This is a genomic window from Burkholderia sp. AU39826 (assembly GCF_020419965.1).
Classification (GTDB): Bacteria; Pseudomonadota; Gammaproteobacteria; order Burkholderiales; family Burkholderiaceae; genus Burkholderia; species Burkholderia semiarida.
The window spans coordinates 291,300-305,952 of sequence record NZ_JAIZQG010000004.1; the positions used below are offsets into that span (position 1 = coordinate 291,300).

At 64.3% G+C, this 14,653-nt stretch carries 15 protein-coding genes and 1 tRNA gene; all 16 read left to right on the forward strand.

Annotation, left to right across the window (positions count from 1 at the left end; translation table 11 throughout):
• Positions 1-22: 22 nt before the first annotated feature.
• Positions 23-1,042: an NAD(P)H-quinone oxidoreductase gene (locus LGM42_RS12475; RefSeq protein WP_226232322.1), complete on the forward strand. Its 1,020-nt coding sequence runs from the start codon at positions 23-25 to the stop codon at positions 1,040-1,042.
• A 140-nt stretch (positions 1,043-1,182) separates the two neighbouring features.
• Positions 1,183-1,938: a triose-phosphate isomerase gene (gene tpiA, locus LGM42_RS12480; RefSeq protein ID WP_226232323.1), complete on the forward strand. Its 756-nt coding sequence runs from the start codon at positions 1,183-1,185 to the stop codon at positions 1,936-1,938.
• Between the two features lie 72 nt (positions 1,939-2,010).
• A complete protein-coding gene (gene secG, locus LGM42_RS12485; protein ID WP_059533209.1) occupies positions 2,011-2,388 on the forward strand; it encodes a preprotein translocase subunit SecG in 378 nt (125 codons plus the stop codon).
• 110 nt (positions 2,389-2,498) lie between these two features.
• Positions 2,499-2,583, forward strand: a tRNA-Leu gene (locus tag LGM42_RS12490).
• A gap of 153 nt (positions 2,584-2,736) precedes the next feature.
• On the forward strand, positions 2,737-3,096 hold the full coding sequence (locus LGM42_RS12495; RefSeq protein WP_006398798.1) for an NADH-quinone oxidoreductase subunit A: 360 nt from the start codon (positions 2,737-2,739) through the stop codon (positions 3,094-3,096).
• A gap of 62 nt (positions 3,097-3,158) precedes the next feature.
• On the forward strand, positions 3,159-3,638 hold the full coding sequence (locus LGM42_RS12500) for a NuoB/complex I 20 kDa subunit family protein (protein ID WP_006398799.1): 480 nt from the start codon (positions 3,159-3,161) through the stop codon (positions 3,636-3,638).
• Between the two features lie 21 nt (positions 3,639-3,659).
• Entirely contained in the window at positions 3,660-4,262 is a 603-nt protein-coding gene (locus LGM42_RS12505; protein ID WP_059583606.1) for an NADH-quinone oxidoreductase subunit C, read from the forward strand.
• 9 nt (positions 4,263-4,271) lie between these two features.
• Complete coding sequence (locus tag LGM42_RS12510) at positions 4,272-5,525, forward strand: NADH-quinone oxidoreductase subunit D (protein WP_059583605.1); 1,254 nt, start codon at positions 4,272-4,274, stop codon at positions 5,523-5,525.
• A 184-nt stretch (positions 5,526-5,709) separates the two neighbouring features.
• Complete coding sequence (nuoE, locus tag LGM42_RS12515) at positions 5,710-6,195, forward strand: NADH-quinone oxidoreductase subunit NuoE (RefSeq protein ID WP_006478266.1); 486 nt, start codon at positions 5,710-5,712, stop codon at positions 6,193-6,195.
• Positions 6,192-7,502 (forward strand): NADH-quinone oxidoreductase subunit NuoF, encoded by a 1,311-nt coding sequence (nuoF, locus tag LGM42_RS12520; RefSeq protein ID WP_006478267.1) that lies wholly within the window; start codon positions 6,192-6,194, stop codon positions 7,500-7,502. Before nuoE ends, nuoF begins: the two co-directional genes overlap by 4 nt.
• Positions 7,503-7,583: 81 nt before the next feature.
• On the forward strand, positions 7,584-9,914 hold the full coding sequence (nuoG, locus tag LGM42_RS12525) for an NADH-quinone oxidoreductase subunit NuoG (protein WP_226232324.1): 2,331 nt from the start codon (positions 7,584-7,586) through the stop codon (positions 9,912-9,914).
• Positions 9,915-10,982, forward strand: coding sequence for an NADH-quinone oxidoreductase subunit NuoH (gene nuoH, locus LGM42_RS12530; protein WP_034207963.1), 1,068 nt, complete (start codon positions 9,915-9,917; stop codon positions 10,980-10,982). It begins immediately after the preceding gene.
• Positions 10,983-10,997: 15 nt separating this feature from the next.
• Positions 10,998-11,486 (forward strand): NADH-quinone oxidoreductase subunit NuoI, encoded by a 489-nt coding sequence (nuoI, locus tag LGM42_RS12535; protein ID WP_006478270.1) that lies wholly within the window; start codon positions 10,998-11,000, stop codon positions 11,484-11,486.
• 112 nt (positions 11,487-11,598) lie between these two features.
• Entirely contained in the window at positions 11,599-12,249 is a 651-nt protein-coding gene (locus tag LGM42_RS12540) for an NADH-quinone oxidoreductase subunit J (protein ID WP_011545812.1), read from the forward strand.
• Positions 12,250-12,267: 18 nt separating this feature from the next.
• On the forward strand, positions 12,268-12,573 hold the full coding sequence (nuoK, locus tag LGM42_RS12545; RefSeq protein WP_006478272.1) for an NADH-quinone oxidoreductase subunit NuoK: 306 nt from the start codon (positions 12,268-12,270) through the stop codon (positions 12,571-12,573).
• Positions 12,574-12,590: 17 nt separating this feature from the next.
• A complete protein-coding gene (gene nuoL / locus LGM42_RS12550; protein ID WP_059583601.1) occupies positions 12,591-14,645 on the forward strand; it encodes an NADH-quinone oxidoreductase subunit L in 2,055 nt (684 codons plus the stop codon).
• The last annotated feature ends 8 nt before the right edge of the window (positions 14,646-14,653 follow it).

Consider the following 14,653-nt stretch of genomic DNA (forward strand, 5'->3'; position numbering starts at 1 on the left):
CGATCCTGGAGCGATTCTCACCATGAAAGCCATCGAAATCACCGAATTCGGCGCGCCCGACGTGCTGAAGCTCGCGGAGCGTCCGCGCCCCGAGCCGAAACGCGGCGAGGTGCTGATCAAGGTGGCGGCTTCCGGCGTGAACCGGCCCGACGTGTTCCAGCGCAAGGGCGCCTATGCGCCGCCGCCGGGTGCGTCGGATCTGCCGGGCCTCGAGGTCGCGGGCGAGATCGTCGGCGGCGATGTGTCCGATGTGGCACTGAACCCGTTCGGCCTGAAGCTCGGCGATCGCGTGTGCGCGTTGCTCGCGGGCGGCGGCTATGCCGAATATGCGGTCGCGCCGCTGCCGCAGTGTCTGCCGGTGCCGGACGGTCTCACCGATATCGAAGCCGCGTCGCTGCCCGAGACGTTCTTCACCGTGTGGAGCAACGTGTTCGACCGCGCGCGGCTCGGCGCGGGCGAGGGCGGCGAGCAGGAGACGCTGCTCGTGCAGGGCGGCTCGAGCGGCATCGGCGTGACGGCAATCCAGATCGCGCATGCGCTCGGCTTTCGCGTGTTCGCGACGGCCGGCACCGCCGACAAGTGCCGTGCGTGCGAGGCGCTCGGCGCCGAGCGCGCGATCGACTACAAGACCGAAGACTTCGTCGAAGTCGTGAAGTCGCTGACGCACGATCGCGGCGTCGACGTGATCCTCGACATGGTGGCGGGCGCGTACGTGCCGCGCGAGTTGTCCGCGCTCGCGGACGGCGGCCGCCTCGTGCTGATCGCGCTGCTCGGCGGTGCGAAGGCCGAGGTCAACCTCAACGAGATCCTGCGCCGCCGGCTGACGGTGACGGGCTCGACGCTGCGCCCGCGTCCGGTCGAGTTCAAGGCGCGCATCGCCGCGCAGTTGAAGGCGCGCGTGTGGCCGCTGCTGGCCGACGGTCGCATCAAGCCCGTGATTTATCGTGTGCTGCCGGCCGGCGAGGCCGCGCAGGCGCATGCGCTGATGGAGAGCGGCGAGCACATCGGCAAGATCGTGCTTGATTGGGGCGCGAACGCGTGACGGCCCGTGCGGCGGGCTTGACATGCGCGGTTTGACCGGTTCAAGCCGCGCGCAGTAAAATCGCGGGTTTGCTTCGCCAGATCCAACCTGACGGCCGGGTTCCGGCACGTTAATGACAAGATAGTGACGAGACAGACACGATGTCGAAACAACGAACAAAGCGAGTGATCGGCAACTGGAAGATGCACGGCCGGCTGGCCGGCAACCAGGCGCTGCTGAACGAAGTGGTGCAGGGTGCGGGCTTGGTGGCGGCTGAAACGTCGATCGGCGTGTGCGTGCCGTTCCCGTATCTGGCGCAGGTTCAGGCCCAGCTCGGCGGTGGCCGTGTCGCGTTCGGTGCGCAGGACGTGTCCGCGCACGAGCAAGGCGCGTTCACCGGTGAGGTGGCGGCCGCGATGGTGGCGGAGTTCGGCGCGCAGTATGCGATCGTCGGTCATTCGGAGCGTCGCGCGTATCACGGCGAAAGCAACGAGGCGGTCGCGGCGAAGACGCAGCGCGCACTCGCGGCCGGCCTCACGCCGGTCGTGTGCGTCGGCGAGACGCTCGACGAGCGCGAGTCGGGTGCGACCGAGCAGGTCGTCGGTGCGCAGCTCGACGCGGTGCTGGCCGTGCTGACGGCTGACGAGGCCGCTCGCATCGTCGTCGCGTACGAGCCGGTCTGGGCGATCGGCACGGGCAAGAGCGCGACGTCGGCGCAGGCGCAGGACGTACACGCGTTCCTGCGTGCGCGCCTGGCGGCAAAGGGTGCGGCGGACGTGTCCGTGCTGTACGGCGGCAGCGTGAAGCCGGACAACGCGGAAGAGTTGTTCGCGCAGCCGGACATCGACGGCGGCCTGATCGGCGGCGCGTCGCTGAAGGCGGAAGATTTCCTGGCGATCTGCCGGGCCGCGCGTTGAGCGGTCCGGGATCGAATTGAACCATGACGGCGGCCGGTCGGTCCGGTCGCCCGATCCAATCGGGTGGGTGTGATGCTGTTATTCAAGACGCTGATTATTGTGGTGCAGGTGCTGTCGGCACTCGGTGTGATTGGGCTCGTGCTGCTACAGCACGGCAAGGGTGCCGACATGGGCGCTGCCTTCGGCAGCGGCGCGTCGGGCAGCCTGTTCGGCGCGACGGGCTCGGCGAACTTCCTGTCGCGCACGACGGGCATTCTCGCGACGATCTTCTTCGTCGCGACGCTCGCGCTGACTTACCTCGGTTCGTACAAGTCGACGCCGTCGGCGGGCGTGCTCGGCACGGCCGCGACCGCGCCGGCATCGGCCCCTGCGGCATCGGCGCCGGCTGTCGCGGCGTCCGCCGCCGCCGGTTCGGCCGCGAGCGCGCCGGGCCAGGATGTCCCGAAATAAAAAGTTAATTTTTTTGCGGTTGTGCGTTGAACAAATCCAGGACTCGGGTTAGAATTTAATTCTTGAAGCGATTCGCGGGAACCAGCAGCACAACCCGAGTTGCATGCAGTGCCGACGTGGTGAAATTGGTAGACACGCTATCTTGAGGGGGTAGTGGCGAAAGCTGTGCGAGTTCGAGTCTCGCCGTCGGCACCAAAGTTACTCAATGCCAGCCGCTTCTAGTGGCTGGCATTTTTCATTTCTGGGGTGTGCTTGCGGTTGTCTTGCGATCGCCTGTACTCCGAAATGATTCCTTCCGCCGGAAGTGGTATTCTCCGGACGCTCAGAACCAACCGATAGAGGATTGCCTTGAACCTCGCAGCCTATTACCCCGTCTTGTTGTTCCTCCTCGTGGGCACTGGTTTAGGTATAGCGCTGGTCAGCATCGGCAAGCTCCTTGGTCCCAACAAGCCGGACGTCGAGAAGAACGCACCGTACGAGTGCGGCTTCGAAGCCTTTGAAGACGCCCGGATGAAATTCGACGTCCGGTACTACCTCGTCGCCATCCTGTTCATCATCTTCGATCTCGAAACCGCATTCCTGTTCCCGTGGGGCGTCGCGCTCCGGGACATCGGCTGGCCGGGTTTCATCGCAATGATGATTTTTCTGCTCGAATTCCTGCTGGGCTTTGCCTATATCTGGAAGAAAGGCGGGCTCGACTGGGAGTGATGGGTTAATCGCCGGTTTGCATGGGCGGCCGCGCTCGGTCGCTCGTCTGGAGTGGAAAGCAAATGAGTATCGAAGGGGTCTTGAAGGAAGGGTTTGTCACCACGACGGCTGACAAGCTGATCAACTGGACGCGTACCGGCTCGCTGTGGCCGATGACGTTCGGGCTCGCGTGTTGCGCCGTCGAGATGATGCATGCGGGCGCGGCCCGTTACGATCTGGACCGGTTCGGCGTCGTGTTCCGCCCGAGCCCGCGTCAGTCGGACGTGATGATCGTCGCCGGCACGCTGTGCAACAAGATGGCGCCCGCGCTGCGCCGCGTGTACGACCAGATGGCCGAGCCGCGCTGGGTGATCTCGATGGGGTCGTGCGCGAACGGCGGTGGTTACTACCACTACTCGTACTCGGTGGTCCGCGGCTGTGACCGGATCGTGCCGGTCGACGTCTACGTGCCGGGCTGCCCGCCCACGGCCGAGGCGTTGGTCTACGGCGTGATCCAGTTGCAGGCGAAGATCCGCCGCACCAATACCATCGCCCGTCAATAAAGCCCCGAGCGTCCCCTCAATATGGCAAGCAAAATCGAGACCCTGAAGGCGAACCTCGAAGCCGCGCTCGGCGCGCGCGTGGTGAGCCTCACCGAAGCGATCGGTGAACTGACGCTCGTCGTGAAGGCGAGCGATTACCTCGAAGTCGCAAAGACGCTGCGCGACGATCCGAAGCTCCGTTTCGAGCAACTGATCGACCTCTGCGGCGTCGACTACCAGACCTTCGGCGACGGCGCCTACGACGGCCCGCGCTTCGCGGCCGTGTCGCACCTGCTGTCGGTCACGAACAACTGGCGCCTGCGCCTGCGCGTGTTCGCGCCGGACGACGATCTGCCGATCGTGGCGTCGCTGGTCGACATCTGGGCTTCCGCGAACTGGTACGAGCGCGAAGCGTTCGACCTGTACGGCATCGTGTTCGAAGGCCACCCCGACCTGCGCCGGATCCTCACCGACTACGGCTTCATCGGTCACCCGTTCCGCAAGGACTTCCCGGTGTCGGGCTACGTCGAAATGCGTTACGACCCGGAAGAGAAGCGGGTCGTGTACCAGCCGGTGACGATCGAGCCGCGCGAAATCACGCCGCGCGTGATCCGCGAGGATCGCTATGGCGGTCTGAAACATTAAGGGGGCGTCATGGCAGAAATCAAGAACTACACGCTCAACTTCGGCCCGCAGCACCCGGCAGCGCACGGCGTGCTGCGCCTCGTGCTCGAGCTCGACGGCGAAGTCATCCAGCGTGCCGATCCGCACATCGGCCTGCTGCATCGCGCGACGGAAAAGCTCGCCGAATCCAAGACCTTCATCCAGTCCGTGCCGTACATGGACCGTCTCGACTACGTGTCGATGATGGTCAACGAGCACGGCTACGTGCTCGCGATCGAAAAGCTGCTCGGCATCGACGTGCCGGAGCGCGCGCAGTACATCCGCGTGCTGTTCGACGAAATCACGCGCGTGCTGAACCACCTGATGTGGATCGGCGCGCACGCGCTCGACGTCGGCGCGATGGCCGTGTTCCTGTACGCATTCCGTGAACGCGAAGACCTGATGGACGTGTACGAAGCGGTGTCCGGCGCCCGGATGCACGCGGCCTACTATCGTCCGGGCGGCGTCTACCGCGATCTGCCTGACGCAATGCCGCAATACAAGGCGTCGAAGATTCGCAACGAGAAGGCGCTCGCGAAGATGAACGAGGCGCGCAGCGGCTCGGTGCTCGACTTCATCGACGATTTCTTCACGCGCTTCCCGAAGTGCGTCGACGAATACGAAACGCTGCTGACCGACAACCGGATCTGGAAACAGCGTCTGGTCGGGATCGGCGTGGTGAGCCCGGAACGTGCGCTGCAGATGGGCCTGACGGGCCCGATGCTGCGCGGCTCGGGCATCGCGTGGGACCTGCGCAAGAAGCAGCCCTACGAAGTGTACGATCGCATGGATTTCGACGTGCCGGTCGGCGTGAACGGCGATTGCTACGACCGCTATCTGGTGCGCGTCGAAGAAATGCGCCAGTCGGTCCGCATCGCGAAACAGTGTATTGAGTGGCTCCGCAAGAATCCGGGGCCGGTGATGACGGACAATCACAAGGTTGCCCCGCCGTCGCGCGTCGGCATGAAGACCAACATGGAAGACTTGATTCACCACTTCAAGCTCTTCACCGAAGGTTTCCATGTGCCGGAAGGCGAAGCGTACGCGGCGGTCGAGCATCCGAAGGGTGAATTCGGCATCTACCTCGTGTCGGACGGCGCCAACAAGCCGTATCGCCTCAAGATTCGCGCGCCGGGTTTCGCACACCTGGCGTCGCTCGACGAAATGGCGCGCGGTCACATGATCGCCGACGCCGTCACGATCATCGGTACGCAGGACATCGTGTTCGGCGAAATCGATCGCTAATGGTTGCGCCGCCCGCGAGCGCGGGCGGCGAGCAGTCAGTCACACGCGAAGCACCATGCGGTATGCGCCGAACCGGCGCGGCTTCGCAAGCTGTCAACAGAGTGAGCGCCAGGTCTGCCGTCCATGCACCCCAGTGTGCGGCAGGTTGTTCGTTCGGTAGGAATTGAAAGAGTCGTGTCTGAAAATGATCTCAGCTGAAGGCCTGAAGGAAATCGATCGAGCGTTGACGAAGTATCCCGCCGATCAGAAACAGTCCGCCGTGATGTCGGCGTTGGCCGTGGCTCAGGAAGAGCATGGCTGGCTGTCGCCCGAACTGATGCAGTTCGTCGCGGACTATCTCGGCATGCCGGCCGTTGCCGTGCAGGAAGTCGCGACGTTCTACACGATGTACGAGCTCAAACCGGTCGGCAAGCACAAGATCACGCTCTGCACGAACCTGCCGTGCCAGCTCGGCCCGCACGGCGGCGCGGAAGCGACTGCCGACTACCTGAAACAGAAGCTGGGCATCGGCTTCGGCGAGACCACGCCCGACGGCAAGTTCACGCTGAAGGAAGGCGAATGCATGGGCTCGTGCGGCGATGCGCCGGTGCTGCTGGTGAACAATCACAGAATGTGCAGCTTCATGAGCCGCGAGAAGATCGACCAGCTGCTTGAGGAGCTCTCGAAATGACGTCCCTCCACGACCGTCACATCAAACCGCTGATCCTCGCTGGTCTGAACGGCGAGAACTGGCACCTCGAAGATTACGTTGCGCGCGGCGGCTACAAGCAGCTGCGCCGCATTCTCGAAGAAAAGATTCCGCCCGAGCAGGTGATCGCCGACGTGAAGGCGTCGGGCCTGCGCGGCCGCGGCGGTGCGGGCTTCCCGACCGGCCTGAAGTGGAGCTTCATGCCGCGCCAGTTCCCGGGGCAGAAGTACCTCGTCTGCAACTCGGACGAAGGCGAGCCGGGCACGTTCAAGGATCGCGACATCCTGCGCTGGAACCCGCACGCGCTGATCGAAGGCATGGCCATCGGCGCGTATGCGATGGGCATCACCGTCGGCTACAACTACATCCACGGCGAAATCTTCGAAGTGTATCGACGCTTCGAAGCCGCGCTCGATGAAGCGCGCGCGGCCGGGTTCCTCGGCGACAACATCATGGGCTCGGAATTCTCGTTCCAGCTGCACGCGCACCACGGCTACGGCGCGTACATCTGCGGCGAGGAAACGGCGCTGCTCGAGTCGCTCGAAGGCAAGAAGGGCCAGCCGCGCTTCAAGCCGCCGTTCCCGGCGAGCTTCGGCGTGTACGGCAAGCCGACCACGATCAACAACACCGAGACGTTCGCCGCGGTGCCGTTCCTGCTGTCCATCGGGCCGCAGAATTATCTCGAGATCGGCAAGCCGAACAACGGCGGCACGAAGATTTTCTCGGTGTCGGGCGACGTCGAGCGTCCGGGCAACTACGAAGTGCCGCTCGGCACGCCGTTCGCGACGCTGATGGAGCTCGCCGGCGGGATGCGCGGCGGCAAGAAGATCAAGGCCGTGATTCCGGGCGGTTCGTCGGCGCCGGTGATCCCGGGCGACATCATGATGCAGACCGATCTCGACTACGACTCGATCGCGAAGGCGGGCTCGATGCTCGGTTCCGGCGCGGTGATCGTGATGGACGAGACGCGCTGCATGGTGCGCTCGCTGCTGCGCCTGTCGTACTTCTACTACGAGGAATCGTGCGGCCAGTGCACGCCGTGCCGCGAAGGCACCGGCTGGCTGTATCGCGTCGTGAACCGTATCGAGCACGGCGAAGGCCGCCAGGAAGATCTGGATCTGCTGAACTCGGTGGCCGAGAACATCATGGGTCGCACGATCTGTGCACTCGGCGATGCGGCGGCGATGCCGGTACGCGGGATGCTCAAGCACTACTGGGACGAATTCGCGTACCACGTCGAGCACAAGCACTGCATGGTCGGCGGCCACGCGCACGCGGCGGCAGCCTGAGCGAACCCGGTTGCGGAATTTGAGCGCACGGTCGGGCGAACGCGCGAACGGGCGGAAATAGGTTAAGGACCATTCACCATCATGGTTGAACTTGAAATAGACGGCAAGAAGGTCGAGGTGCCCGAAGGCAGCATGGTGATCCAGGCTGCGCACAAGGCGGATACGTACATTCCTCACTTCTGCTATCACAAGAAACTGTCGGTCGCGGCCAATTGCCGGATGTGTCTCGTCGAAGTCGAGAAGATGCCGAAGGCCGTGCCTGCCTGCGCGACCCCCGTGTCGGCCGGCATGATCGTGCGCACGCAATCCGACAAGGCCGTGAAGGCGCAGCAGTCGGTGATGGAATTCCTCCTCATCAATCACCCGCTCGACTGCCCGATCTGCGATCAGGGCGGCGAATGTCAGCTGCAGGATCTGGCGGTCGGCTACGGCAAGTCGTCGTCGCGCTACTCGGAAGAAAAGCGCGTGGTGTTCCACAAGAACGTGGGCCCGCTGATCTCGATGGAAGAGATGTCGCGCTGCATCCACTGCACGCGCTGCGTCCGCTTCGGCCAGGAAATCGCCGGCGTGATGGAGTTCGGCATGCTGGGCCGCGGCGAGCACTCGGAAATCACGACGTTCGTCGGCAAGACGGTCGACTCCGAAATGTCGGGCAACATGATCGACCTGTGCCCGGTCGGCGCGCTGACCAGCAAGCCGTTCCGCTACAGCGCCCGTACGTGGGAGCTGTCGCGCCGCAAGTCGGTGAGCCCGCACGATTCCGTCGGCGCGAACCTCGTCGTGCAGGTGAAGAACAACCGCGTGATGCGCGTGCTGCCGTTCGAGAACGAAGCGATCAACGAATGCTGGATCTCGGACAAGGACCGCTTCTCGTATGAAGCCCTCAACAGCGAAGAGCGCCTGACGAAGCCGATGCTGAAGCAGGGCGGCCAGTGGATCGAAACCGACTGGCAGACCGCGCTCGAATACGTCGCGAAGGGCCTGAAGGGCATCGCCGCGGATCACGGCGCGAACGCGCTGGCGATGCTCGCGAGCGCGCACAGCACCGCGGAAGAGCTGTTCCTCGTGAAGCAGCTCGCCAACGAACTGAACACGCCGAACGTCGACTTCCGTCTGCGCCAGCAGGATTTCTCGGCGCCGGTCCAGGGCGCGCCGTGGCTCGGCATGCCGATCGCCGATCTGTCGAACGTGGACGCCGCGTTCGTCGTCGGTTCGTTCCTGCGCCGCGACCACCCGCTGTTCGCATCGCGCCTGCGTCAGGCGGCGAAGAACGGCGCGAAGCTGCACTTCCTGCACGCGACCGCCGACGATTCGCTGATCCCGACCGCGCAACGCATCGTCGCCGCGCCGTCCGCGTGGCTCGACGAGCTGGCCGGCATCGCCGCGGCCGTCGCGCAGCTGCGCGGCGTCGCGCTGCCCGACGCGCTCGCAGGCGTCACGGCGTCGCCGGCGGCCCAGGCTGTCGCGCAGTCGCTCGCGAACGGCGAACGCCGCGCGGTGCTGCTCGGCAACGTCGCGGTCCGTCATCCGCAATTCGCGAAGCTGCACGCCGTCGCGCAGTGGATCGCCGATAGCACCGGCGCCACGTTCGGTTTCCTGACGGAAGCGGCGAACACGGTCGGCGCGCACGTCGTCGGCGCGCTGCCGGGCGAAGGCGGCCTGAATGCACGCGAAGCATTCGCGCAGCCGCGCAAGGGCTACGTGCTGCTGAACGTCGAACCGGAATTCGACACCGCCGATCCGGCACAGGCATTGGCCGCGCTGAACCAGGCGGAGATGGTCGTCGTGATGTCGCCGTTCAAGCACGGCCTCGACTACGCCGACGTGCTGCTGCCGGTCGCACCGTTCACGGAAACGGCCGGTACGTTCGTCAACGCGGAAGGCACCGTGCAGAGCTTCAACGGCGTCGTGCGCCCGCTCGGCGACACGCGCCCCGCCTGGAAGGTGCTGCGCGTGCTCGGCAGCCTGCTCGGCCTGCCGAACTTCGAATACGAGACCGCGGAAGAAGTGCGTGTCGCCGCGCTCGGCGACGCCGGCGTCGCGGGCCGCCTGTCGAACCAGACGTCGGTCGCGCCGGCCCGCGCCGCGGCGAATGCCGCGAACGGCGGTTTCGAGCGCCTGGCCGACGTGCCGATCTATCATGCCGACGCGCTTGTGCGCCGCGCAGGTGCGCTGCATCTGACGGCCGCCGCGAAGGCGGCGCATGCCGCAGCCCTGCCGGCCGCGCTGTTCGACAAGCTGGGCTTGAAGGAAGGCGACGCCGTGCGCGTGCGCCAGGGCGAGCGTGCGGTGCAGTTGCCGGCCGTGCGCGACGCGAATCTTGCGGAGACGGTCGTTCGCGTGTCGGCGGCGACGCCTGCCGGCGCAGCGCTCGGCAGCCTGTCCGGTGAACTGGTGGTGGAGAAGGCGTAAATGAGCTTGTTCGATACGATCAACGCGGGCGGGGCCGAGCTTCTCGGCTTCGCGTGGCCGACGGTGTGGGCAGTCGTGCGCATCCTCGTCGTCTCCGTCGTCATCCTGCTGTGCGTCGCGTACCTGATTCTCTGGGAGCGCAAGCTGATCGGCTGGATGCACGTGCGTCTCGGCCCGAACCGCGTCGGCCCCGGCGGCCTGCTGCAGCCGATCGCCGACGTGCTGAAGCTGCTGCTGAAGGAAGTCATTCAGCCGAGCGCCGCCAGCCGCTGGCTGTACCTGATCGCGCCGGTGATGACCGTCGTGCCGGCGTTCGCCGTGTGGGCGGTGATCCCGTTCCAGGCGGAAGCCGTGCTCGCGAACGTGAACGCGGGCCTGCTGTACGCGATGGCGATCTCGTCGATCGGCGTGTACGCGGTGATTCTGGCCGGCTGGGCGTCGAACTCGAAGTACGCGTTCCTCGGCGCGATGCGCGCCGCGGCACAGATGGTGTCGTACGAAATCTCGATGGGCTTCGCGCTGGTGCTCGTGCTGATGACGGCCGGCAGCCTGAACCTGTCGGAAATCGTCGGTTCGCAGCAGCACGGCTTTTTCGCCGGCCACGGCGTGAACTTCCTGTCGTGGAACTGGCTGCCGCTGCTGCCGGCGTTCGTCGTCTACTTCATCTCGGGCATCGCCGAAACGAACCGTCACCCGTTCGACGTGGTGGAAGGGGAGTCGGAGATCGTCGCGGGTCACATGATCGATTACTCGGGCATGGCGTTCGCGCTGTTCTTCCTCGCCGAGTACATCAACATGATCGTGATCTCGGCACTGGCCGCGACGCTGTTCCTCGGCGGCTGGGACGCCCCGTTCGAATTCCTGTCGTTCATCCCGGGCATCTTCTGGCTGGTGCTGAAGGTCTTCGCGCTGCTGTCGGTGTTCATCTGGGTCCGCGCGACGTTCCCGCGCTTCCGTTACGACCAGATCATGCGTCTGGGCTGGAAGGTGTTCCTGCCCGTCACGGTGATCTGGGTGGTCGTGGTCGGCTTCTGGATGATGTCGCCGCTGAACATCTGGGTGAAGTAAAGATCGGACGAAATCATGACGGCAATCCAACACTTCTTTAAGACTTTCTTCCTGACCGAGCTGCTGAAGGGGCTCGCGCTGACCGGTCGCTACACGTTCAAGCGCAAGTTCACCGTGCAGTTCCCGGAAGAGAAGACCCCGATTTCGCCGCGTTTCCGCGGGCTGCACGCGCTGCGCCGCTATGAAAACGGTGAAGAGCGCTGCATCGCGTGCAAGCTGTGCGAGGCCGTGTGCCCCGCGCTGGCGATCACGATCGAATCGGAAACGCGCGCGGACAACACGCGCCGCACGACGCGCTACGACATCGACCTGACGAAGTGCATCTTCTGCGGTTTCTGCGAAGAGAGCTGCCCGGTCGATTCGATCGTCGAGACGCAGATTCTCGAGTACCACGGCGAAAAGCGCGGCGACCTGTATTTCACGAAGGAAATGCTGCTCGCGGTGGGCGACCGCTACGAGAAGGACATCGCCGCGGCGAAGGCTGCCGACGCGCCGTATCGTTGATTGTGTTTGCAGTGCCGGCCCGGCATGAACGATGAACGGGCCGAGCCGCCGCGACGGGTGCGGGTGTCCCGCAAGCCGCGCCTGACTATGGCCTAACGATGAACCGGTAATCATGGAATTCACGACCGTACTGTTCTACATCTTCGCGCTGCTCCTGGTGGTATCAGGGCTGAAGGTGATCACTTCGCGCAACCCGGTGGCGTCTGCGCTTTTCCTTGTGCTGGCGTTCTTCAACGCCGCTGCGATCTGGATGCTGCTGGAGGCCGAATTCCTCGCGATCCTGCTGGTTCTGGTCTACGTGGGCGCGGTGATGGTGCTGTTCCTGTTCGTCGTGATGATGCTGGACATCAACATCGACTACCTGCGCCGCGACTTCAAGCGCTTCGTCCCGATGGCAACCGTGGTCGGCGCGATCATCGTGATCGAAACCGCGCTGATCCTGTGGCGCGGCTACGGCGACACGCACACCGTGCATGCGATGGCGACGGGCGAGATGGCCAACTGGTCGAATACGCGCCTGATCGGCAAGGTGATCTACACCGACTACATCTTCGCGTTCGAAATCGCCGGCCTCGTGCTGCTGGTCGCGATCATTGCCGCGATCGGGCTGACCGAGCGCAAGGGCAAGGACAGCAAGCGCCAGCGCGTGTCGGATCAGGTTAAGGTGCGCCGCAACGACCGCGTGCGCCTCGTGAAGATGGAAGCGGACAAGCCGCAGCCGGAAACGGCGCAGAGCGAAGCCGGTTCGGGCACCAACGGCTAAGCGGAGGAAAAGAAAACCATGCTGACTCTTGCTCACTACCTTGTGCTCGGCGCGATCCTCTTTGCGATCGCGATCGTCGGGATCTTCCTGAACCGCCGCAACGTCATCATCATCCTGATGTCGATCGAACTGATGCTGCTGGCGGTGAACACCAACTTCGTCGCGTTCTCGCATTACCTCGGCGACGTACACGGCCAGATCTTCGTGTTCTTCGTGCTGACCGTCGCCGCAGCGGAAGCCGCGATCGGTCTCGCGATTCTGGTGACCCTGTTCCGTAAGCTCGACACGATCAATGTCGAGGATCTCGATCAGCTCAAAGGTTAATTTCAGGCAACGCTGTTATGTCAACGACACTCAATGAAAACCTGCTGCTGGCGATTCCGCTCGCTCCGCTGGCCGGCTCGCTGATTGCGGGGCTGTTCGGGAACGCAGTCGGGCGCAAGGGCGCACATCGGATCACGATCCTCGGCGTATTGATCGCGTTCCTCCTGTCGGCGAAAGTCTTCCTCGACGTGATGGGCGGCGCGAGTTTCAACGCGACCGTCTACGAATGGATGAACGTCGGCTCGCTGAAGCTCGAGGTCGGCTTCCTCGTCGATTCGCTGACCGCGATGATGATGGTCGTCGTGACCTTCGTCTCGCTGATGGTGCACGTGTACACGATCGGCTACATGGCGGAAGAGGACGGCTACCAGCGCTTCTTCTCGTACATCTCGCTGTTCACGTTCTCGATGCTGATGCTCGTGATGAGCAACAACTTCCTGCAGCTGTTCTTCGGCTGGGAAGCGGTGGGTCTGGTGTCGTACCTGCTGATCGGCTTCTACTTCACGCGTGAGAGCGCGATCTACGCGAACATGAAGGCGTTCCTCGTGAACCGCGTGGGCGACTTCGGCTTCCTGCTCGGCATCGGCCTGCTGCTCGCGTTCGCCGGCTCGATGAACTACGGCGAAGTGTTCGCGAAGCGCGCGGAGCTCGCGAGCCTGCACTTCCCGGGCACCGACTGGGGCCTGCTGACCGTTGCCTGTATCTGCCTGTTCATCGGCGCGATGGGTAAATCGGCCCAGTTCCCGCTGCACGTGTGGCTGCCCGATTCGATGGAAGGCCCGACCCCGATCTCGGCGCTGATTCACGCGGCGACGATGGTGACGGCCGGCATCTTCATGGTGTCGCGCATGTCGCCGCTGTTCGAGCTGTCGGATACCGCGCTGTCGTTCATCACGGTGATCGGCGCGATCACGGCGCTCTTCATGGGCTTCCTCGGCATCGTCCAGAACGACATCAAGCGCGTGGTCGCGTACTCGACGCTGTCGCAGCTCGGCTACATGACCGTCGCGCTCGGCGTGTCCGCTTACCCGGTCGCCGTGTTCCACCTGATGACGCACGCGTTCTTCAAGGCGCTGCTGTTCCTCGGCGCCGGCTCGGTCATCATGGGCATGCACCACGACCAGGACATGCGCAACATGGGCGGCCTGCGCAAGTACATGCCGATCACGTGGATCACGTCGCTCGTCGGCTCGCTCGCGCTGATCGGCACGCCGTTCTTCTCGGGCTTCTACTCGAAGGACTCGATCATCGACGCGGTGAAGCTGTCGCACCTGCCGGGCTCGGGCTTCGCGTACTTCGCGGTCGTGGCGAGCGTGTTCGTCACCGCGCTGTACTCGTTCCGCATGTACTTCCTGGTGTTCCACGGCGAAGAGCGCTTCCGCAAGCCGAAGCATCCGGAGTCGCCGATGGGCATGGCAGCCGCGCACGGCCACGACGATCACGGCCATGGCCACGGTCATGACGACCACGCGCACGAGCCGCACGAGACCCCGTGGGTCGTGTGGGTGCCGCTGGTCCTGCTGGCGATCCCGTCGGTGATCATCGGCGCGATCGCGATCAGCCCGATGCTGTTCGGCGATTTCTTCCAGCACGGCGTCGCATTCGACAAGGTGATCTTCATCGGCGAAAACCATCCGGCGCTGGCCGAGATGGCCGAGGAGTTCCACGGCTGGGTGGGCATGGGCCTGCACTCGGTGTCGGGCCTGCCGGTGTGGCTCGCGCTTGCCGGTGTCGTCGTCGCGTGGTTCCTGTACCTGAAGCGTCCGGAGCTGCCGGCGTCGATCCGCCGCGCGTTCGGCCCGATCTACACGCTGCTGGACAACAAGTACTACATGGACAAGATCAACGAAGTGGTGTTCGCCCGCGGTTCGGTGGCGATCGGCCGCGGCCTGTGGAAGGAGGGCGACGTCGTGGTGATCGACGGCCTCGTCAACGGCAGCGCCCGGTTCATCGGCTGGTTCGCCGGCGTGATCCGCTTCCTCCAATCCGGTTACATCTATCACTACGCGTTCGCCATGATCATCGGCATGCTGGGGCTCCTGACCCTGTTTGTAACGCTCGGCGGCAAATAAGGCGGGGA

Bases quoted from the DNA above. Each gene is read 5' to 3' on its own strand.
- LGM42_RS12475 (WP_226232322.1), top strand. From the start codon at position 23: ATGAAAGCCATCGAAATCACCGAATTCGGCGCGCCCGACGTGCTGAAG.
- tpiA (WP_226232323.1), top strand. From the start codon at position 1,183: ATGTCGAAACAACGAACAAAGCGAGTGATCGGCAACTGGAAGATGCAC.
- secG (WP_059533209.1), top strand. From the start codon at position 2,011: ATGCTGTTATTCAAGACGCTGATTATTGTGGTGCAGGTGCTGTCGGCA.
- LGM42_RS12500 (WP_006398799.1), top strand. From the start codon at position 3,159: ATGAGTATCGAAGGGGTCTTGAAGGAAGGGTTTGTCACCACGACGGCT.
- LGM42_RS12505 (WP_059583606.1), top strand. From the start codon at position 3,660: ATGGCAAGCAAAATCGAGACCCTGAAGGCGAACCTCGAAGCCGCGCTC.
- LGM42_RS12510 (WP_059583605.1), top strand. From the start codon at position 4,272: ATGGCAGAAATCAAGAACTACACGCTCAACTTCGGCCCGCAGCACCCG.
- nuoE (WP_006478266.1), top strand. From the start codon at position 5,710: ATGATCTCAGCTGAAGGCCTGAAGGAAATCGATCGAGCGTTGACGAAG.
- nuoF (WP_006478267.1), top strand. From the start codon at position 6,192: ATGACGTCCCTCCACGACCGTCACATCAAACCGCTGATCCTCGCTGGT.
- nuoG (WP_226232324.1), top strand. From the start codon at position 7,584: ATGGTTGAACTTGAAATAGACGGCAAGAAGGTCGAGGTGCCCGAAGGC.
- nuoH (WP_034207963.1), top strand. From the start codon at position 9,915: ATGAGCTTGTTCGATACGATCAACGCGGGCGGGGCCGAGCTTCTCGGC.
- nuoI (WP_006478270.1), top strand. From the start codon at position 10,998: ATGACGGCAATCCAACACTTCTTTAAGACTTTCTTCCTGACCGAGCTG.
- LGM42_RS12540 (WP_011545812.1), top strand. From the start codon at position 11,599: ATGGAATTCACGACCGTACTGTTCTACATCTTCGCGCTGCTCCTGGTG.
- nuoK (WP_006478272.1), top strand. From the start codon at position 12,268: ATGCTGACTCTTGCTCACTACCTTGTGCTCGGCGCGATCCTCTTTGCG.
- nuoL (WP_059583601.1), top strand. From the start codon at position 12,591: ATGTCAACGACACTCAATGAAAACCTGCTGCTGGCGATTCCGCTCGCT.